The 18900-nt window shown below is 65.0% G+C and carries 16 protein-coding genes and 1 riboswitch; of the genes, 10 read left to right on the plus strand and 6 right to left on the minus strand.

Features of this window, described 5'->3' with window-relative positions; genetic code table 11:
• Window positions 1–66: 66 nt before the first annotated feature.
• Window positions 67–2235, minus strand: a complete 2169-nt coding sequence (locus F8237_RS31780) for a lytic transglycosylase domain-containing protein (RefSeq protein ID WP_151650031.1) — start codon at window positions 2233–2235, stop codon at window positions 67–69.
• A gap of 322 nt (window positions 2236–2557) precedes the next feature.
• Between F8237_RS31780 and F8237_RS31785 the strand changes: the two genes are divergently transcribed.
• From F8237_RS31785 to F8237_RS31810, 6 genes are all read left to right on the plus strand, one after another.
• Window positions 2558–4294, plus strand: a complete 1737-nt coding sequence (locus tag F8237_RS31785) for an adenylate/guanylate cyclase domain-containing protein (RefSeq protein ID WP_151650032.1) — start codon at window positions 2558–2560, stop codon at window positions 4292–4294.
• Window positions 4295–4423: 129 nt separating this feature from the next.
• Window positions 4424–4630, plus strand: coding sequence for a hypothetical protein (locus tag F8237_RS31790; protein WP_151650033.1), 207 nt, complete (start codon window positions 4424–4426; stop codon window positions 4628–4630).
• A 216-nt stretch (window positions 4631–4846) separates the two neighbouring features.
• Window positions 4847–5059 carry a hypothetical protein gene (locus F8237_RS31795; protein WP_151650034.1) on the plus strand — a complete coding sequence of 71 codons (213 nt, stop codon included), beginning with the start codon at window positions 4847–4849 and terminating at the stop codon, window positions 5057–5059.
• A gap of 109 nt (window positions 5060–5168) precedes the next feature.
• Window positions 5169–5414: a hypothetical protein gene (locus tag F8237_RS31800; protein ID WP_244626029.1), complete on the plus strand. Its 246-nt coding sequence runs from the start codon at window positions 5169–5171 to the stop codon at window positions 5412–5414.
• Between the two features lie 138 nt (window positions 5415–5552).
• Window positions 5553–5767, plus strand: a riboswitch (cobalamin riboswitch).
• A gap of 114 nt (window positions 5768–5881) precedes the next feature.
• A complete protein-coding gene (locus F8237_RS31805; protein WP_151650036.1) occupies window positions 5882–8122 on the plus strand; it encodes a TonB-dependent receptor in 2241 nt (746 codons plus the stop codon).
• 62 nt (window positions 8123–8184) lie between these two features.
• On the plus strand, window positions 8185–8766 hold the full coding sequence (locus F8237_RS31810; RefSeq protein ID WP_151650037.1) for a hypothetical protein: 582 nt from the start codon (window positions 8185–8187) through the stop codon (window positions 8764–8766).
• A 279-nt stretch (window positions 8767–9045) separates the two neighbouring features.
• On the opposite strand, the gene F8237_RS31815 is transcribed toward F8237_RS31810, so the two are convergent.
• From F8237_RS31815 to F8237_RS31825, 3 genes are all read right to left on the minus strand, one after another.
• Complete coding sequence (locus tag F8237_RS31815) at window positions 9046–10071, minus strand: IS110 family RNA-guided transposase (RefSeq protein WP_151650038.1); 1026 nt, start codon at window positions 10069–10071, stop codon at window positions 9046–9048.
• Between the two features lie 169 nt (window positions 10072–10240).
• Window positions 10241–10453 (minus strand): hypothetical protein, encoded by a 213-nt coding sequence (locus F8237_RS31820; RefSeq protein WP_151650039.1) that lies wholly within the window; start codon window positions 10451–10453, stop codon window positions 10241–10243.
• The gene (locus F8237_RS31825) at window positions 10453–10893 is read right to left on the minus strand and encodes a hypothetical protein (protein WP_151650040.1); all 441 of its coding nucleotides are present in this window, start codon (window positions 10891–10893) and stop codon (window positions 10453–10455) included. The genes F8237_RS31820 and F8237_RS31825 overlap by 1 nt, the downstream gene beginning before the upstream one ends.
• Before the next feature lie 85 nt (window positions 10894–10978).
• On the opposite strand from F8237_RS31825, the gene F8237_RS31830 reads away from it, so the two are divergent.
• The 3 genes from F8237_RS31830 to F8237_RS31840 all read left to right on the plus strand — a co-directional run bounded on the left by F8237_RS31830 (window position 10979) and on the right by F8237_RS31840 (window position 14384).
• Window positions 10979–11362 carry a MerR family transcriptional regulator gene (locus tag F8237_RS31830; RefSeq protein ID WP_151650041.1) on the plus strand — a complete coding sequence of 128 codons (384 nt, stop codon included), beginning with the start codon at window positions 10979–10981 and terminating at the stop codon, window positions 11360–11362.
• Between the two features lie 489 nt (window positions 11363–11851).
• Window positions 11852–13576 carry a dihydroxy-acid dehydratase gene (gene ilvD / locus F8237_RS31835; RefSeq protein WP_151650042.1) on the plus strand — a complete coding sequence of 575 codons (1725 nt, stop codon included), beginning with the start codon at window positions 11852–11854 and terminating at the stop codon, window positions 13574–13576.
• The gene (locus F8237_RS31840; protein ID WP_151650043.1) at window positions 13563–14384 is read left to right on the plus strand and encodes a tetratricopeptide repeat protein; all 822 of its coding nucleotides are present in this window, start codon (window positions 13563–13565) and stop codon (window positions 14382–14384) included. Before ilvD ends, F8237_RS31840 begins: the two co-directional genes overlap by 14 nt.
• Before the next feature lie 156 nt (window positions 14385–14540).
• Here F8237_RS31840 and xth read toward each other — a convergent pair whose 3' ends face one another.
• Window positions 14541–15338 (minus strand): exodeoxyribonuclease III, encoded by a 798-nt coding sequence (gene xth / locus F8237_RS31845; RefSeq protein WP_151650044.1) that lies wholly within the window; start codon window positions 15336–15338, stop codon window positions 14541–14543.
• A gap of 132 nt (window positions 15339–15470) precedes the next feature.
• Between xth and F8237_RS31850 the strand changes: the two genes are divergently transcribed.
• Window positions 15471–17801: an ATP-binding protein gene (locus F8237_RS31850; protein WP_151650045.1), complete on the plus strand. Its 2331-nt coding sequence runs from the start codon at window positions 15471–15473 to the stop codon at window positions 17799–17801.
• Window positions 17802–17833: 32 nt separating this feature from the next.
• Here F8237_RS31850 and F8237_RS31855 read toward each other — a convergent pair whose 3' ends face one another.
• A complete protein-coding gene (locus tag F8237_RS31855; protein WP_151650046.1) occupies window positions 17834–18736 on the minus strand; it encodes a hypothetical protein in 903 nt (300 codons plus the stop codon).
• Window positions 18737–18900: the final 164 nt, after the last annotated feature.

Consider the following 18900-nt stretch of genomic DNA (forward strand, 5'->3'; position numbering starts at 1 on the left):
ACCTTCTTTGCTGCACGAGAAGAGGTGGATTACGCCTTGGGCTAGTCCACCCTACGAATCCGGTGTTTATTCTACGGGCGCCGCCACCGCAGCGGCATCCTTCGTCACCACGCGCTGGTCGCTCTTGCCGGCGACCGCGCCGCTGCCCTCGAACCGCGCGCGGTAGACCAGCACGTTCTCGATCACGCGCTGGACGTAGTTGCGCGTCTCCGACAGTGGAATCCGCTCGACCCAGTCGACCGGATCGATTTTGGGATCACGTGGGTCGCCTCGCGCCTGCACCCATTCGCGGACACGTCCGCGGCCGGCATTGTAGCCGGCGAAGGTCATGATCTGGTTGCCGCGATATTCCGACAGCAGCGCGCTGAGCTCGGCCGCGCCCATCTGCGTGTTGTAGACGGGATCGGAGACCATCTTGTCCCAGTCATAGGTCAGGCCGAAGCGCTTCGCGGTGTCGCGGCCCGCTTCCGGCGTCACCTGCATCAGGCCGACGGCGTTGGCGGGCGACTTGTCGCGCTGGTCGAACGAGCTCTCGGTGCGCGCTACCGAATAGATCACGCTGGTCTCGATCGCGGGCGCGACCTGCTTGTGCTCGGGGATGCCGATGGTCGGGAAGGCGTAGTGGTCGAGCGCGAGCCCGCGCGCCAGCGCCGACTTGCCGACCTCCAGCATCACGCGCGCATCGTTGCGACGGCTGGCGAGTTCGCCGAGCGCCTCCAGCGCCGCAACGTCGGTGCTCTCCCTGGCGAAGTCCTCGGCGTAGGTGAACACCATGTCGCGCTCGCCGATGCCGTAGAGCATCTCGGCGGCGCGCACGCGCTCGTCCGAGGGCGGGGTGTCGGCTGCGGCCAGCACGGGCGAGGGCGGACGAAGCTCGATGCGGTCGAGGCCGAGCTTCGCGCGGGCCAGCTGGCCGTAATAGGCGGTCGGATAGCGCGCCGCGGCCTGATAGCTCTGGCGCGCGTCTGCCGCTGCATTCATCGCCTCGGCGGCGCGGCCGCGCCAGTAATGCGCACGCGACAGCGCGAGCGGATTGGTGGAGCCTTCGTCGATGGCGGCGAAGTGAGCCAGCGCCGTCCTGGGATCGTCGAGATAGCGCAGCGCGATCCAGCCGCACATGAAATGATGGTCGACCCGGTAGACTTCCATGGCCGGGACGGCCGCCGTGCGAACCACGTCGTAGGCGGTTTTCGACTTGCCCTGGTCGAGCAACTTGCGCGCGAGCAGGCGCCGCTCGCGCCACCAGGCGTCGGTGTCCTGCGCCGCCATCGTGTCGGGCGCGGCGGCCAAAATCACCTCGGCTGCGTCGTCGATGCGGTCGTTCTGGAGATGCCATTGCGCGCGGCAGAGAACATAGCCGAGATCGCGGCGCGCTTCGGTCGAGACGTCCTCGAGATAGTCCTTGGCTTTGCTGGCCTTGCCGGTGACAGCGGCGCAGGCCTTCACGATCGCAAGCGCATCCTCGCCGAGGCGCTTGGCGGCGCGCCGCGCACCGGCATAGTCCTTGGCGCCAAGGCGCTTGTCCATGCGGGCGCGATGGTCGTCTGCAGTCAGCAGATCGCGGAACGCTTCGTAAGAATCCTCCTCGCTGCGTTCCGACAACTCGTCGGTGCGCCAGGCCTCGCGGACGAGACGCGCGGCTCTGTCGCTGTCGCCTTCAGCGAGTAGCACGCGGGCGAGCGCGAACTTGCCCTTGGCGCTGGTCGGCCGGTCCATGGTGAATTTGTGCACGATGGCCGCATCGCTCTTCTCCTGCCACAGCCGCGCCTCGGCGCGGCGGCGGAGCAGGGCGCGGCTCGGCCAGTCCGGATTGGCGGCGAGGAAGGCGGCGTAGCGCTTGAAATTCGCGGTGCTCTCGGAATGGCGCAGCATGAACCAGTCGGCCAGCTTCTGCCCGGCGGGATCGGCAATGCGCTCGCGCGCCGCGCTCGCCTCATCGGTCTTGCCCTTGCGCGCTAGATCGATCGCGTCCTTCAGCGCGGCGAGATCGCCGGTGAGCGGCGGCGCCGCCGGCTTGTCCGAGGCCTCGTCGTCGCTCTTCGACTTGCGTTTGGCTTCGGCGTGCTTGCCGTGGCGCGACTTCGCCGCAGCGTGACGCTGCTTGCCTGCTTTCGCCTCATGCGTCTTCTTCGACGCGGACGATTTGTGACTGCTCTTAGCCGCCAGCTCGGCGGGAAGGAGGGCCATCGCGGCCACGGCAACGACACACGCGAGCGAGCGTAGGCACTGGTTCATTGCGTGGTCCCCCTGCGAAACCAGTACAAACCAAAGTCCGCGACGACATGCGGCTCGAGAATCAAAGACGACAACCAGACGATGTCGCGACATCGTTTCGCATTTCTCACGCTCCCGCAACAATGCGGCAAAATACAGATGGGAACTCTGGAACTTCCGAAATCGGAAAAGACAGCGATTTTAACCTTTGTTAACGAATGGGGCTCGCGCGACGGTTGCGCACGGCCCACGGCGCCGTGAACGGACAGATTGCGCGTGTTCCCGCGGCGAAATCCGGTGTAATGAGTTCCCTGAACCTCCTTTCAGCGTTTGCCCAGCCCCCATGCCGCTTTTCAACCAGTCGATCCGGCGCAAAATCGTCGGCATCGCCCTCGGATTGATCGTCCTGATGCTCGTCACCTCGATCCTGTCGATGGTGATGTCGAGCCAGGTCGGCGTCCTCCTCGGCGAGCTGACCGATCGCTACATCCCGGCCTATAGCCATCTGGCGCGGGCCAATATCCGCTCTCTGGAGCGGGCGCTGTCGCTACGGCGGATGGTCATGACCCGGATGGAGTCGCCGTCGGACGAGGACGCCTATGCGGCGCGGCTTCGCGACTTCAATGCCTTGGACCGCAAGTTCGAGGAGGAGGCCGAAACGGCGCGTAAGCTCATCAACGCCATCATTGAGGATCCCAGAACCTATTCCGACAATGCCGCGCTGGCCCGGCTCGACGTCCGCATCGAGAACGCCGTCACCGAGCTGCGCCGCGATCTTGACGAGGGCAATGCGAGACTTCTCAAGCAGGTGGAGGCCAAGGAGAGGACCGAGGCCCGGGTCACGCTGGAACAGCTTGACACGATGCGCGATGCGTTCAACCGGAAGGTCGATGCGATCCGCGCCGATATGCTGACGCAGGTCTTCTTCTCGACCTCGCAGGTGATCAGCCGGCAATATCAGGCGATCATCGTGTCGGGAGCCGTGACCCTGCTCGCAGCAATTGTCGGATTTGCCTTCGCGCTGCTCGTCTCCAGCGGCATCACGCGGCCCGTGCGCCTCTTGCTCGCCGGCACCCGCGAGGTCGAGGCGGGCCGCTTCGACAAGACCATCACGGTCTCGACCCAGGACGAGATCGGCGAGCTCGCCGCCGCCTTCAACCGTATGACCGAGCAGTTGCGGCACAACGAGCGCATCCGCGAGACCTTCGGCCGCTACGTCGATCCCAAGGTAGTGCAGGGTCTGATAGACCGGCCCGAAGTCGCCATTGATGGCCAGCGCCGGGTGATGACCATCATGTTCTCCGACATGAGCGGCTTCACCTCGATGAGCGAGGGCATGACCCCGCGCGGCCTCGTCAAGGTGATGAACCACTACTTCACGGTGATGTCTGCTCCGATCAGGATGCACCGCGGCGTGATCGACAAATATATCGGCGACGCCATCATGGCCTATTGGGGCCCGCCCTTCATCGAGGAGGACGAGCCGGCGCTGCTCGCCTGTTTCGCCGCCATCGACATGGCCGACCAGGTGCCCGCGCTGCAGAAGCAATTGCCCGACCTGCTCGGCATCCGCGCCATGCCGGCGCCGTGCGACTTGCGGATCGGCATTGCCACCGGCGAGGTCCTGACCGGCAGCATCGGCTCCGAGCTGATGATGAGCTTTACCGTGATGGGCGACGCCGTGAACCTCGCCTCGCGCCTGGAAGCCGTCAACAAGACCTACGGCACCCGCATCCTGATCGCGCAGGCGACGGCGGCTGCGATCGGATCGAACCTCGAATTGCGCGAGATCGACCATGTCGTGGTCGCCGGCCAGAGTGTGCCGCAGCCGATCTTCGAGGTGATGGGCAGGGCAGGCGATCTCAGCACGGCGCAAGCGAGCCTGCGCGCGCGCTATGCCGAAGGCCTCGCTGCCTATCGCGCCCGCCGCTTCGACGAGGCCCGCGTCGCCTTCAACGCCGCGCTCGAAGCCGTCCCCGGCGACGGTCCCTCACGCACGCTGCTCGCCCGCATCGCGCAGTTCGAGGCCAGCCCGCCGGACGAAGGGTGGGACGGTGCCTGGCGGCTGGAGCAGAAGTAAGCGGCCGCGGCGGTGTCTCCACGCCGCCTGCGCCGACGAAAATTGATTCTACTCCATAACGATGTTCGCCGTGACCTATTTCCCGGGCTTAGGTTTGCTGTCCTTGAGGCGTTTGATGGGGATACGCCGATGACAGATCTTGAGGACAGGCTGGAACGGTTCGAGACGCTCACCGCCGAATGCGAGTTGATCACCCAGCTCGCCACCGACAGCACCAAGCGCGAGTTCTATCTGAAGCTGGCGGAGCAGTGTCGCCAATTGGCGGTCGATCTGCGGCAGGAGATTGCCACCAAGGCCGACGCGACCAAGACTGCTGCGACCAAGGCTGCGGCTTGAGGTCGATCCTGACATAAGCGCCGGACATGCAAAGCGCGGCATGAAGCGTGGAACCATTGCGGTGCCGCGCAGTCGAAATCCGTTTTTAACGTTTGTCACGCATCCTTGACGCGTGGAGATGTTTGCCGGGTTGCTCCGCTGCGGGAATGCCGGGGGCTCGTTGCAATGCAGCGCGACTCGCGGATGTCGTTTGATCGTGCCTCACAGGGCCCTCCCATGCGTCTGCTTGCGGTGATCGTGCTCGCGCTGATGACAGCAGCCTGCAACCAGGAGCAGGACATCACCGGCTCGACCCCGGTCTGCGCGTTGCGGACCTACAGCCCGTACAATCCCCGCGACATCAGTCAGTGCGTTGCGGCCTGCAAGGCGTGCGACCACGGCAACACCGTGACCTGCTCGACGTCCTGCACGCTCAAGGGCGCGCGCTGAGCGGCGCCCGTTCCCCCGTGACTGGACTGACGGTGCCCCGGCACCGGAACGATTGCGTCGGATCATCATTAGAACAGGCAGGCAGGTCACGGAGTCCAATGGAATGGGGATGCTTGATCCCGGTCGGTTTCTGGTGTCGTGCTCGCATTGCGAGGCCTGGCCGATGGCCGCCAATGTGAAACGCGCGAGCTGGTCGGCGTCCCCGCACGAAGTCCGCTTCATGTGCCCGCGCTGCCGCCGCGAGGAGACCGCCATCATTTCCGCGTCCGGTCAACTGATGCCGATCAAGCGCGCTGACATCCCGACGCACGACGTGGCCGCGGCCCAGGCCCAGCGGTCAAGAGGGCGAGCGTAGCTTGCCCGTATGCCGGCGAGCGGGCGGTGGTGCGGACGCGCTTCGGAATGGAACCTGCCTGATTGCGCCAGCTCAATCTTCGGTGCGGGGCTTCGGCGCTCATGCAACCGGCCGATTGACTCCCTGCTTGCCCGGCTCGTAGATTGCTCGGTGACGGTTCTCCTCACGGAGATCAAAAGGGAACGTGGTGCGCGAATGTCCCAACTCCGGGATTTTTCTCAATGCCATGGCTGCCCCCGCAACTGTAAGCGGTGAATCTCTCGTCATATGCCACTGGGAATCTCGGTCCCGGGAAGGCGACGCAGAGGTAACGACCCGCGAGCCAGGAGACCTGCCGTCAGCCGTGGTCACACGCGAAGATGTCGGTCGGGGAGTACAGACATTGGTTTCACCGGAGCAGTCCATCGCTCCGACCTGAAACCTCGTTCGCTGTGACGTGCCACTGACGTCACACCGAGGTTACAATTGTGTCCCGTATTGTCTCTGCCGCCAGGCGCCTCAGCGCCGGCCTGTTCGCGACCACGTCCCTTTATTCGCTTGATCCATCGATCGCCCGCGCGCAGCAAGCCGTCGCCGAGCAGCTGCCGCCGATCGAAGTGACGAGGCCCGACGATCCGAACCGCACGCGCGCCCGGGCCACTGGCGACGGCGATACGACGAGCCGGCGCGCGCCCGCGAATGTCGCCCGGAGCGGAGCGCCGGCGGCCGGCTCCTCCGGCGCCGCCAGTGAAGCCGTCGCCGGCAACGGCGGCATTGTCGGGGCCGCCACGACCGTGATCACGGCCGCGGACATCGCACATGCGCCGTCGCAGACGCTCGCCGAGATCATCGCGGTGCAAGTCCCGGGCGCTCAGATCACGACGCTCTATGGCGGGCCGGTCGCCGCGAAGACCGGCGTCGATTTGCGCGGCTTCGGCGCCTTCGCCACCGCCAACACGCTGGTGCTGGTCAACGGCCGGCGGCTGAACGACATCGACATGGCGCAGGTGGACCTCTCCACCATCCCGCTCAATTCGATCGAGCGCATCGAGGTCACGCGCGGCAATTCCGGCGCGGTGCTCTACGGCGACAATGCGGTCGGCGGCGTGATCAACATCGTCACCAGGAACGGCGTCGGCGCACCGCCCGTGGCCGCGCGCATCGAGGCCGGCTTCGGCTCGTTCAACACCAGGCTTGCCAACGTCTCGACGTCGCTCAATTCCGGGCCGTGGTCGACCTCGTTCTACGGCAATGCCGTCAGTACCGACGGCTACCGCGACAACAATCGCTATGTTCAGAAGAACGGTGTCGGCAATCTCAACTACACGACATCGGGCCTGACCGCTTTCCTGACCGTGACAGGCGACGATCAGGAACTGCGGTTGCCGGGCGGCCGCACCGTCGATCCCTCCATCGGCCTCGACGAACTCGCAACCGCCCGAAGGGGGACCAGCACGCCCTTCAACTACGCCAACCAGCAAGGCTTCAGCGCCACCGCGGGCTTCACCAAGACCCTGGTCAACGGCGTCGATCTCATCGTCGATGGCGGCGTGCGCGACAAGAAGCAGCAGAGCGCGTTCTTTGCGAGCCCGATTCCGGTGCCCGCGTTGTTCACGTCGACCTATGTGGGCGCGGATCTGACGACCTGGTCGATCACGCCGCGGCTCAGCGTGAAGAGCCTGCTGCTGGGACTGCCGTCGCAACTGTTGACCGGCATCGACTATTACGATGCGAGCTTTCGGCAGAACCGCGGTGCCGGGCAGGGGCTCGCGCCCTGGCACACTTACGACCTCAGGCAGCAGACGGTTGCGGGCTATTTTCAGCACACACTGGGCGTCGCGCCGGCCACTGACGTCTCCTACGGCGCGCGGGTGCAGACCATCAGCCTTTCGGCACGCGACAAGTTCGATCCGGCAGCCCCGTTCAACGCCGATATCGGCGCGCTTCCGCTCAGCAGCAACGAGACCCAATACGCGCTGCATCTCGGGGCCGAGCATCGCCTCAATGACACGGTCTCGTTGTTCGGCCGTGCCGCGCGCGCCTTCCGCACGCCCGACGTCGACGAGCGCGTGTCTTCAGGTCCGTCGTTCGACCCCTTCACCTTTGCAGCGATCCCGCAGACGTTCCAGCTCAAGACCCAGACCTCGCAGGACGCCGAGGGCGGGCTGCGCATCAAGGCGGGCGGGCTGCAATTGCAGAGCAGCCTCTATCTGATGGATCTCAGCAACGAGATCCATTTCAACCCGATCCTGTTCTACAACACCAATCTCGATCCGACCCGCCGTTACGGTTCGGAGACCAGTCTGTCCTACCGCGTCAACGATACGCTGCTGCTGCGTTCCGGCATGGCCGTGACGCGGGCCGTCTTCCGCGAAGGCGTCTGGACCGGCAACGACGTGCCGCTGGTGTCGCGCTACACCGCCAGCGCGGGTGTCACCTGGAACATCTGGCAGAACTATGTGGTGCTCGATGCCACCGCCCGATTCTGGAGCGAGCGGCGGATGGACAACGACCAGGCGGGAACCCAGAAGCCGATCCCTGCCAACGGCACGATCGACCTCAAGCTCAGCGGCCGGGTCGAGCGCTATTTCTGGTCGCTGAGCGTCAACAATGTGCTGAACGCGCTCTACTACGACTATGCGATCGCAAGCACCTTCACTGACGGCCGCTTCAGCGCCTATCCGCTGCCCGGCCGCACCTGGCTGCTCAAGGCCGGCGCCACGTTCTGACCTCGGGTGGGGCTGTCATACGCCCTCAAATGGACTAGAATTCAAACAGAAGGAGATTATCCATGGCTCTCGACATCCTGCCGTCTCATGGCGACCGTCTGCGGCTCCATCCGGTCGCGCCGCGGCTTGCGCCGATGTTCGGCTTCGTGCTGCTGACATTGTCATGCGCGCTCGCAAGTTTTGCGTTCGCTTGTGCCACGCCGTTCGCGGCTTTCGCCGTCGTCGCCGCGGCGATGCTCCCGCTGCGTCCGGCGCTGCTCGTCGTCACCGGCGCCTGGCTCGTGAACCAGAGCATCGGCTTTGGTGTGCTGCACTATCCCATCGATGGCAGCACCATCACCTGGGGCCTTGTCATCGGAGCCGCTGCGCTTCTCGCGACCATTGCTGCGTCGGGCATCCTGCGCATGCTGCCGCAGGGCCGCACGCCGCTGATGCTGGCGATCACGCTCGTCGCCGCCTATGCGGTCTACGAGCTCGCACTGTTTGCCGTGACGCCGTTGCTCGGCGGCGGGGGCGCCTTCACCGCCGCCATCGTGACGCGCATTGGCCTGACCAGCGCTGCCTGGCTCGCCGGCCTCGTCGCTACCTGCGAGATCGTCCGCCTGGTCGATCCGTTCGGGCGCAAGGGCGCGATGTCGACCTGAGTAGCGCTCCATCCGGGCTTCTGTAACGGGCCCTGGTTAGTCAATCCCTTTTTGCGTCGTCCACTCGCCGGGAACCTGCTTCTGTACGGGATCGGCGCGGTGGCCGTCGCCTGATGGGGTTCTAGAGAGGAGCAGGTCGGCCAATCTACGGAAGCGTGATCGCATCGACGGATGCGTCGACAACCCGGATGACGGCCTGGCCTGATCCATCGTCCCGGCGAAGGGACTTCGCTTCGGGGAGGCTGGTGTGATGCCCGCCCGAATCTGTGTGCTCTTGCTTTAAGCCATGGCAGTCGTCCTGAACGGTGCGTTGTCCTTGAGCATGCGCAGCATGATCACGGCGAGCTTGCGTGCTAACGCTACCTTGGCCTTGTTCATGCCGGCGCGCTTGGCGATCCGCATGGCCCAGCTCTTGAGCGGCGCGCAGCCCTTGATCGGCTTGGTCAGGATGATGTGGGCGGCTTCATAGAGCGCCTCGCGCACGGAGGCGTCGCCATTTTTACTGATGCGGCCGCAGTAGTCGGTCTCGCCTGACTGGTACTTCTTCGGCGTCAAGCCGAACAACGGTCCCGCGCGCTTCGCCGAGTTGAAGCGCGAGGGGTCATCGATGGCGCTGGCAAAGGTCAGCGAGATGATCGGTCCCACGGCCGGTGTCGACATCAGCAGCTTGGCTTTGGCATCCAAAAGCGACATCGCCCGCACCCGCTTCTCAAAGCCGTTGAACTCGCGCAGTAGCACTGCATGAACCGCCAGCGTCGCAGTAGCGATCGTCTCGAGGGCCGGATGGCCGGCCACCAGCTCACGGATGCGTGCCGCAAAACTGCGCTTCGTCGTTTTGCCAACCTTCAATCCGAAGCCGCGCAGGATCCCGCGCAGGCTGTTCTCGATGTCCTGAAGCTTGGCCTGGATCAGCTTGCGCGCCGTCAGCATCGCACGGGTCTCCTGGGCACTCATCGACTTGCAATGCACCGGCCGGAACCAGCCGAGCCGCATCAATTGCGCGATGTTGCGGGCGTCGTTACGGTCCGACTTCACCGGCATCGCCTTGAAGGCATCGCTCACGTGCCGCGTTTCCAGGAGCTCGACCGCGAGGCCCTCGTGCTTCATGGCTGTATAAAGCCACTGAGACAGCGGTCCGGCCTCCAGCCCGATCCTGGCGAGTTCGAACCCGAGCGAGCGGAACCAGCCAATCAGCGCCACAGGCTCGCTGGCAACCTTGACCTCCCGAACGATCTTTCCGCTCGCGTCGACAATGCACACGCTGGAGCATTCCAATGACACGTCGATTCCGGCATAGTAGTCCATGGTCGTTCCTCCTTGATGCTTGGAGCGAAGCTTAGGCCTCGACTCCGCTACACCATCAATGTGAGGGACGACCGCAAACCTTCCAGTCAAGCCGGGCGACGCGCGCAATCAAAATAGCGCCGTAGCTAGCGCGGCTTGACTGGAAGGCCTCCGGGGCCCGTTACCCCATCTACCGAACCTTGCTCCACCGCCGCAAGGCGACCGCTGTCCAGACCGTCTCGACAAGCCCGAACGGCCAGGCGCCCTGGAGAAAGCCGTAGATCCCGCTCAGCGCGCACGCCGCCGCGAAGGCCAGCACATAGTGCGGCCCGCGCGGCTCGAGCGCGTAAAACAGCAGCATGGCGCTGACCGACAGCAGCCCGAAGATGGTCAGGGCGTCCATCAGTTCGCGGACGGCTTCGGTTTCTTGACGACCCCGAGGGCGTGGAAGACGACTGGCTCCAGCACCGGCCACAGCGCCGCCGTCGCCGTCAGCACGGTCGCGGCGCACATCGCCGCCAGCACCGACGATCGAATTTTCAGGCCCGTCGTCCGCGATCGCCACACGATCCAGCCCCAGGCGCAGAGCACCACGGCGAGCGACAGCTTCGTCATCAGCCCGTGCGCGTGGTCGAGCACCGCGATCAGGCTTCCTGCGCTGGCGAGCACGACGGCAGGCAATGTGAAGGGCAGCACACAGCACGCCGTGCAGGCCGCGGCGACAACTGCGGTCGCGACAGCGGTGCCAGCGGCCTTGCCTCCGCTTGGTTCGGTCTTCGCCGCGCAGCCGCATCCTGGCGATGTCTCGGACGGAATGTTGCAGGACGGTCCAATAACGCTCATGTGATTCTCCTCATGCTTGTGCGTCGTGGACCGGATCGCTACGCCCTCAAGCCACTTGAGGTTCAAGCGAAAAGTGAGAGCTTCCATGCGAATTGGCGTCCTCGCCAGCACGGCCGGCGTTTCGGTCCCCACCATCCGCTATTACGAAAGCATCGGTCTTCTTGCGCCGCCGGCGCGCCAAGGCGGCCAGCGCATCTATGGCGTTGACGATCTGAAAGCGCTCAGCTTGATCCGCCACTGCCGTGAGCTCGACTTCTCGATCGACGAGACGCGCGACATCCTCGCATCGGTTCAGAAGCGATTGCCCTGTAGTGAGACCAAGACCTTCGCGGAGACGCATCTCGGATCGATCCGGCGAAAGATCGCAGAACTGCGCGCGCTGGAAGCGACGGTGGCGTCGCTGGTGAGTGGCTGCGAGACGACGTGCTGCAATGGCGCGGCGCCCGATTGCGTGATCCTGCGGCCGTAGGATGGGTAGAGCCCTTGCGAGACCCATCATCCTCCGCGAGGCGAGCGCGTGATGGGTTTCGCTTCGCTCTACCCATCCTACGAGTGCTGCGCTCGCAATGACGAGGAGGAGAGAGCGCGCGTTACACGCCGACTCACCTGGCCGCGCTCAATCCCCGAACCAAACGCGGGTGCGCCGTGCCCGCCACAAAACCGGAGATTGTGACTCCTCATTTTCGCGAGGTATCGAAGTAAGCCAGTCCGTGTCCTCCGGGCCACGATTGTGCCGTCCATGCAACAGTTCCGGGCGATTTAACCGTTATCGCAGTCCGTTCGTATCAACGCCGCTTTTTGGCCACACCCGAACATGAATAAAATCGCTCTAATGTTTAGGGCTGCGGTGCGCCCATGGCAGGCGAAGGGAAATCCCAAGGTCGATCCAAAAGGTCGATTCAAATCTTGGGTCTGATTTTCCCGGTCTGACAAGGGTTAGCCAAGGAAACTGGTCGCGATGGACGCGAAGACCAACATCAAGCAGAGGCTGCCGAGCCGTCACGTGACGGAAGGCCCTACGCGCGCGCCCCATCGGTCCTACTTCTACGCCATGGGTCTGACCACCGAGCAGATCCACCAGCCCTTCGTCGGTGTTGCCTCGTGCTGGAACGAGGCCGCTCCCTGCAACATCTCCCTGATGCGCCAGGCGCAGGCGGTGAAGAAGGGCGTGGCGTCCGCCGGCGGCACGCCACGTGAATTCTGCACCATCACCGTCACCGACGGCATCGCCATGGGCCATGACGGCATGCGCTCCTCGCTGCCGTCGCGCGAATGCATCGCCGATTCCGTCGAGCTGACCGTGCGCGGTCATGCCTATGACGCGCTGGTGGGCCTTGCCGGCTGTGACAAGTCGCTGCCGGGCATGATGATGGCGATGGTCCGCCTCAACGTGCCTTCGATCTTCATCTATGGCGGCTCGATCCTGCCCGGCAATTTCCGCGGGCAGCAGGTCACCGTGCAGGACATGTTCGAGGCGGTCGGCAAGCACTCGGTCGGCGCGATGTCGGACGAGGACCTCGACGAGATCGAGCGCGTGGCCTGCCCGTCGGCGGGCGCCTGCGGCGCGCAGTTCACCGCCAACACCATGGCGACCGTCTCTGAAGCCATTGGCCTGGCGCTGCCTTACTCGGCCGGCGCGCCGGCCCCTTATGAAATCCGCGACGCCTTCTGCATGACCGCGGGCGAGAAGGTGATGGACCTGATCGCCCAGAATATCCGGCCGCGCGACATCGTGACCCTCAAGGCGCTGGAGAATGCGGCCGCCGTTGTCGCCGCCTCTGGTGGCTCGACCAATGCTGCACTGCACCTGCCGGCGATCGCGCATGAGTGCGGCATCAAGTTCGACCTGTTCGACGTCGCCGAAATCTTCAAAAAGACACCTTATGTCGCGGATTTGAAGCCGGGCGGCCGTTATGTCGCCAAAGACATGTTTGAAGTAGGTGGCATACCGCTTCTGATGAAGACGCTGCTCGACAACGGGTTTCTCCACGGCGACTGCATTACGGTCACCGGTCGAACGATCGCCGAAAACCTCAAAAGCGTGAAATGGAATCCGCACCAGGATGTGGTGCACCCGGCGGACAAGCCCATCACCGTGACTGGCGGTGTGGTCGGTCTGAAGGGCAATCTGGCGCCAGAAGGTGCGATCGTGAAAGTCGCGGGAATGTCCAACCTCAAATTTACCGGTCCGGCCAGGTGCTTCGACCGCGAGGAGGATGCTTTCGAGGCGGTCCAGAAGCGCACCTACAAGGAAGGCGAAGTCATCGTGATCCGCTACGAGGGGCCCAAGGGCGGCCCCGGCATGCGGGAAATGCTCCAGACCACCGCGGCTCTGACCGGCCAGGGCATGGGCGGCAAGATCGCGCTCATCACCGACGGCCGCTTCTCCGGCGCCACCCGCGGCTTCTGCATCGGCCATGTCGGGCCGGAAGCGGCCATCGGCGGCCCGATCGGGCTGCTGGAGGACGGCGATATCATCGAGATCGACGCAATTGCCGGAATTCTTAACGTAAAATTGAGCGATGCCGAGCTCGCCCAGCGCAAGACCAAATGGAGCGCTCGCGCGACTAACCACACGACGGGCGCGCTCTGGAAATATGCTCAGCAGGTTGGACCAGCGGTCGGTGGGGCAGTGACCCATCCGGGCGGCGCGCACGAGAAGCAGTGTTATGCGGACATCTAGGCGTGCCATTGTTGCGTTTGTGTTGGGGGCCAGTGCGCTGGCCGCGCCGGCGTTTGCCTTCGACGGCTCGCCGGCCAACAACAAGGACGCCACCATCCCGGTCGTGACCACCTTGCCGGGCACTGCGGGGACGGTCCGCAGCAAGGTTCCGGCGGCGACCCAGGAGACCTCGCTCAGCGCGCTGCAATATGCCGCCGAGGGTGGCCATCCGATCGCGCAGTGGAGGCTCGGCCGCATGTACGCCAACGGCGACGGCGTGGCCCAGGACGACGTGCGCGCCTTCGAATATTTCAGCCGGATCGCCAATGCGCATGCCGAGGACAGCCCGTCGGCGCCGCAGGCGCAGATCGTGGCCAATGCCTTCGTCGCGCTCGGCCGCTACTATCTCAGCGGCATCCCGAACTCGAAGATCAAGCCGGACCAGGACCGGGCGCGGGAGATGTTCTCCTACGCGGCCTCCTATTTCGGCAACGCGGACGCCCAATACGATCTCGCCCGGCTGTACCTGAATACGCCGGACGCCTCGCGCGAGGATTTCCGCTATGGCGCGCGCTGGCTCGGCCTCGCCGCCCAGAAGGGCCAGCATGAGGCCCAGGCGCTGCTCGGCCAGATGCTGTTCAACGGCGACCGCCTGCCGCGGCAGGCCGCGCGCGGCCTGATGTGGCTGACGCTGGCGCGCGACAGCGCCGGTGCCGAGGAGACCTGGATCAAGGAAAACTACAACCGGGCCTTCGCCAAGGCCTCCGACGACGACCGCGCCATGTGCCTGCAAATGCTGGAACAGTGGGTGCAGGGCCGCCGCGAATAGGCGCCGCGACCTCGGTGCCGTAGGGTGGGCAAAAGCGCCTTGGCGCCGTGCCCACCATCGTTTCGGGATTTCGGCCTGAAGTCGTGGGCACGCTGCGCTTTGCCCACCCTACGGCAGTGGTGACTGCCGCGCGCTCCTACCAGCTCCGCGCAAGGTCTATGCCGCCTCGAGATCCAGATCCGCCCACACCGGCACGTGGTCCGACGGCTTCTCCCAGGCCCGCACATAGCTGTCGATCCCGACATTGGCGAGCTTGTCGCTGGCCTGCGGCGACAGCAGCAGATGGTCGATGCGCAGGCCATGGTTCTTCTGCCAGGCGCCGGCCTGGTAGTCCCAGAAGGTGTAGAGCCCGGGCTCGTCGGTGACGGCCCGCAGCGCATCGGTCAGGCCGAGGCCGAGCAGGGACTGGAAGCTCTCCCGGGTCTCCGGCTTGAACAGGGCGTCCTCGGTCCAGGCAGCAGGGTTGTGGACGTCGCGGGCGTGCGGGATGACGTTGAAGTCGCCGGCGAGGATCAGCGGCTCCTCGGCCTTGAGGCGCTCCTTCGAATACTCAAGAAGCCGCGACATCCATTTGAGCTTGTAGGGATATTTCTCGGTCCCGACCGGGTTGCCGTTGGGCAGGTAGAGGCAGGCGATGCGCAGCACGCCGCGCTTCAGCGTCACCACGCCTTCGAGGAAGCGGGCATGGGCATCCTCGTCGTCGCCGGCCAGCCCCGACTTGGTCTCGTCGAACGGGAGCTTGGAGAGCAGGGCGACGCCGTTGAACGTCTTCTGCCCGTGCGTGACCACGTTGTAGCCGAGCGCCTCGATCTCCAGCCGCGGGAAGGCCTCGTCGACGCATTTGATCTCCTGGAGGCAGACGATGTCCGGCTGGCACTCCTTCAGCCAGGTCAGGAGGAGATCGATCCGCTGCCGGACCGAGTTCACGTTCCAGGTGGCTACTCTGATGGGCATTTGGGCGGCTCCGGACAGGGGCCATGGTTAGAACAAACTGCAAACGCGCCCGTCAAGGACGCCGCAAAATCTCCCACAAAATTAACCCGGCTTAAGCCGCCGCTGCGCCATTGATATCGAAGAGGTTTTCGAATGGGATGGCCGGACAAATCCATGAAGCGAAGCGAGCCGCGCGACGGGCTGGTCGGCGCGTTCCTGTACTGGCTCGGCGGCTTCGAGATCGAGGACGGCCTGACCGCCGATCTCAGCGAGCGCGAAATGCGCCGCATCCGCGCCAAGCAGATCGACGCGGTGACGCGGCTGATCCCGGTGACGATGGGCGTCACCCTGCTCAACGTCGCCATCGTGCTGATCCTGTTCTGGGGCAAGGGCTGGAATGATTTCCTCGCGATCTGGGGCCTGACGCTCGCCGCCACCGTCTCGCTCGCGGTGCGCTCGTGGCGCCGGTCGCACAAGAACCCGCCGCAGGAGGCTTCGCCGCGTGCGGCGCGGCACATGCTGCGGCAGGCATTCTTCCTCGCCGCGATCTGGGGCACGCTGCCGCTCGCGCTGTTCAGCCGCATCGATCCGACCAGCCAGCTGATCCTGGCCTGCCTGATGGTCGGCATGATGTCCGGCGGCGCCTTCACGCTGTCGACCTTCCCGCGTGCCGGCCTCGTCTATCTCGCCACCATGACGGTCGCTTGCGCCGGCGCGCTGTTGCTGTGCGGCACCGGACCTTATCTCGTGACCTCGGTGTTCCTGCTGCTGTTCGCGTTCTTCATGGCGCGCAACATCGTCTCGCAAGGCAATTTGTTCCTCGGCAATCTCAAGGCCCAGCTCGAGCTCGAGCGGCAGACCGAGATCATTTCGCTGCTGCTGAAGGATTTTCAGGAGAACGCCAGCGACTGGCTGTGGCAGACCGATGCCGAAGGGCATCTGGTCGACGTGCCGCAACGCTTCGCCGATGTCGCGCAGATGCCGCTGCCGCTGCTGAAGGGATCACTCTTCGCCGACGTGCTCGACATGCTCTGCCCCGAGGACAAGAGCGCGGCCTACAACATCGTCGGCCTGATGGAGCATGCCGAACCGCTGCACGAGATGAACCTCAAGGTCGTCGCCGGCGGCGAGGCGCGGCTGTGGTCGTTCACGGCGAAGCCGGCCTATGACCGCGACGGCCAGTTCCTCGGCTATCGCGGCTTCGGCCGCGACGTCACCGAGCGCTGGCGCGCCGAGAAGGCCGAAGCCGAGAGCCGGGCCAAGTCGGATTTCCTCGCGGTGATGAGCCACGAGATCCGCACGCCCATGAACGGCGTGCTCGGCCTTGCCAGCATGCTGCTCGAAACCAAACTCGATTCCGAGCAGCGCGAGGCCGTCATCACGATCCGCGAGTCCGGCGACAACCTCCAGCGCATCCTCAACGACATCCTCGATCTCTCCAAGCTCGAGGCCGGCCGCTTCACGTTCGAGGCGGTCGATTTCGCCCCGCAGACGCTGGTCGAAACGGTCGCGACCGTCGTGCGTGCGGGGGCCAAGAGCAAGGGGCTCGCGGTCAATGTCGTGCTCGACCCGAACCTGCCGCCGACGCTGCGCGGCGACGTCGCGCGCATCCGCCAGGTGCTGCTCAACCTCGCGTCCAACGCGGTGAAGTTCACCGATGCCGGCGAGGTGACGATAGCGGCGACCTGCCAGGCGCGCCGTGATCTGCTCGCGACCGTCGAATGGACCGTGACCGACAGCGGCATCGGCATCGCCCCCGACAAGGTCGGGCAGCTCTTCAGCGACTTCGCCCAGGCCGATGCCTCGATCAGCCGCCGCTTCGGCGGCACCGGGCTTGGGCTTGCGATCTCCCGGCGTATCATCGAGCAGATGGGCGGCACCATCGGCGTCACCTCGACGCCGGGCGAGGGCTCTACCTTCCGCTTCACGCTGGTGCTGCCATGGAGCCAGGCGCAGGCGTCCGACCAGGCGACAGACCGCGACGAGGCCGACGAGCTGAAGGCGCGTATCGCCGAGCTCGAGCGGCCGCTCAGGGTCCTGGTCGCCGAGGACGATGCCGTCAACCGGATGGTCGTGAGCAAGATGTTGGGCGGCTTCGATGTCGATCTGCGTGTGGTCACCGACGGCATCGCAGCCGTCGCGGCTGCGTCCGAGCACGACCATGATGTCGTGCTGATGGACGTGCGCATGCCCGGCATGGACGGCCTTGCCGCGACCCGCGCGATCCGTGCGCGGGGCGGAGGCTTCGATGCCTTGCCGATCATTGCGCTGACTGCCAACGCCTTCCCTGAGGACGTCAAGATCTGCCGCGAAGCGGGCATGTCGGACTTCCTGGCAAAGCCGCTAAGGAAGCCCGCGCTGGTCGCGGCCTTGCTGCGCGCGCTGGACGGCTTCGTTGCACCCCAGGAGGCGCCGCTTCAGCCGGTCCTGATGCCGGTCGAGGTGGAGTGGACGGACGAGGAAAGGCAGATGACGGGCGCTTAGGTGCTCAGATCGAGAAGCTGGTGCCGCAGCCGTCACAATTTTCCATAGACCCGCGCGGCGACCGCCTTCAGCCGTTCGACCGAGCCGGACTCCGGGTGTGGCTTGACCGGCGCGAACAGGATCGAAGCCTGCCGGCCGTTCTTCCAGACAAAGATGTTGACGGCATTGCCGTTGCCCTTGGTGCAGGAATGCTCGCCGAACGCTTCACTGCCGAGCTCGGGGATCGCCACGTGCTGGCACGGGCCCGCGCGCTTCATCATGCCGATGACGGTGTCGCGCGACATCGAGATCACCGCGACGGCCATGGTATTGGCCTCGCGATCGAACATCATGCAGCTGCCCGCGCCGGTCCGCTGGACCTGCAGCGTGCTCTTGTCGAGGAAGCCGTCGGCATCCGCGGCCGTGAGCCACTCGCAGTCGCCGAACCGCTCGCTGGTCTTGGTCACATTTGCGATGGCAATGCGCGCGGCTTCGGTGGCCGGTCCGAGCAGCACGTTGTCGGCACGCCGGCCAGCTGGATAGACGCTGATCTGCAGAATGTAATTGCCGGACAATGCCACGACCGAGGCCTCCTGGCGCTGCGCGTCGGCAGCGGTCGTTCCGCCCTGGCTTTCATCGCCGATCCCGGATAGCGCGCTCAGCGGTATGCGCTCACTGAGAGTCTTTACGAAGGTCGCATACAATTCCCTGGCGCGGTCCTTGTCGGGATTGCGGAACACGGTCAGCATCATCGTGTCGCCGCGTCCGCCTTGATAGATGCAGCCGCGGCCGTCCTGATTTGAAATCAGCGACCATTTGAGCGCCGGCATCGCGCCGGCGAGCTCCTTGGCGCTGATGAACGGGCAGGTTTGGGCAGCATGCACGGGAGGCGCGGGGAGGGCTGAGACTGCGAGGAGTAGGACGAGGCAAGAGAGCAGGCGAACGATCATGCGCATTGGAAATTGACTACCGCTATCGGCGCCGTTGACGATGTTTCATTTTTCGAAGGACTAAACTGCGGGCAGGGGCCGCTTCGGCAACTAGGCTGCATCGAACCCGCCGCGCGTGTGCCTGGTCGAGATCCCCGCCATTTGGAATCTCGCGATGATCCCACCTTACC

It is taken from the genome of Bradyrhizobium betae (assembly GCF_008932115.1).
GTDB lineage: Bacteria > Pseudomonadota > Alphaproteobacteria > Rhizobiales > Xanthobacteraceae > Bradyrhizobium > Bradyrhizobium betae.

Excerpts from the sequence above, each read along its gene's own strand:
- F8237_RS31780 (WP_151650031.1), bottom strand. The coding sequence starts at position 2,235 with ATGAACCAGTGCCTACGCTCGCTCGCGTGTGTCGTTGCCGTGGCCGCG.
- F8237_RS31810 (WP_151650037.1), top strand. The coding sequence starts at position 8,185 with ATGGCTCTCGACATCCTGCCGTCTCATGGCGACCGTCTGCGGCTCCAT.
- F8237_RS31840 (WP_151650043.1), top strand. The coding sequence starts at position 13,563 with ATGCGGACATCTAGGCGTGCCATTGTTGCGTTTGTGTTGGGGGCCAGT.
- F8237_RS31785 (WP_151650032.1), top strand. The coding sequence starts at position 2,558 with ATGCCGCTTTTCAACCAGTCGATCCGGCGCAAAATCGTCGGCATCGCC.
- F8237_RS31820 (WP_151650039.1), bottom strand. The coding sequence starts at position 10,453 with ATGGACGCCCTGACCATCTTCGGGCTGCTGTCGGTCAGCGCCATGCTG.
- F8237_RS31850 (WP_151650045.1), top strand. The coding sequence starts at position 15,471 with ATGGGATGGCCGGACAAATCCATGAAGCGAAGCGAGCCGCGCGACGGG.
- F8237_RS31815 (WP_151650038.1), bottom strand. The coding sequence starts at position 10,071 with ATGGACTACTATGCCGGAATCGACGTGTCATTGGAATGCTCCAGCGTG.
- ilvD (WP_151650042.1), top strand. The coding sequence starts at position 11,852 with ATGGACGCGAAGACCAACATCAAGCAGAGGCTGCCGAGCCGTCACGTG.
- F8237_RS31795 (WP_151650034.1), top strand. The coding sequence starts at position 4,847 with ATGCGTCTGCTTGCGGTGATCGTGCTCGCGCTGATGACAGCAGCCTGC.
- F8237_RS31830 (WP_151650041.1), top strand. The coding sequence starts at position 10,979 with ATGCGAATTGGCGTCCTCGCCAGCACGGCCGGCGTTTCGGTCCCCACC.
- F8237_RS31825 (WP_151650040.1), bottom strand. The coding sequence starts at position 10,893 with ATGAGCGTTATTGGACCGTCCTGCAACATTCCGTCCGAGACATCGCCA.
- F8237_RS31800 (WP_244626029.1), top strand. The coding sequence starts at position 5,169 with ATGCTTGATCCCGGTCGGTTTCTGGTGTCGTGCTCGCATTGCGAGGCC.
- F8237_RS31790 (WP_151650033.1), top strand. The coding sequence starts at position 4,424 with ATGACAGATCTTGAGGACAGGCTGGAACGGTTCGAGACGCTCACCGCC.
- xth (WP_151650044.1), bottom strand. The coding sequence starts at position 15,338 with ATGCCCATCAGAGTAGCCACCTGGAACGTGAACTCGGTCCGGCAGCGG.
- F8237_RS31855 (WP_151650046.1), bottom strand. The coding sequence starts at position 18,736 with ATGCGCATGATCGTTCGCCTGCTCTCTTGCCTCGTCCTACTCCTCGCA.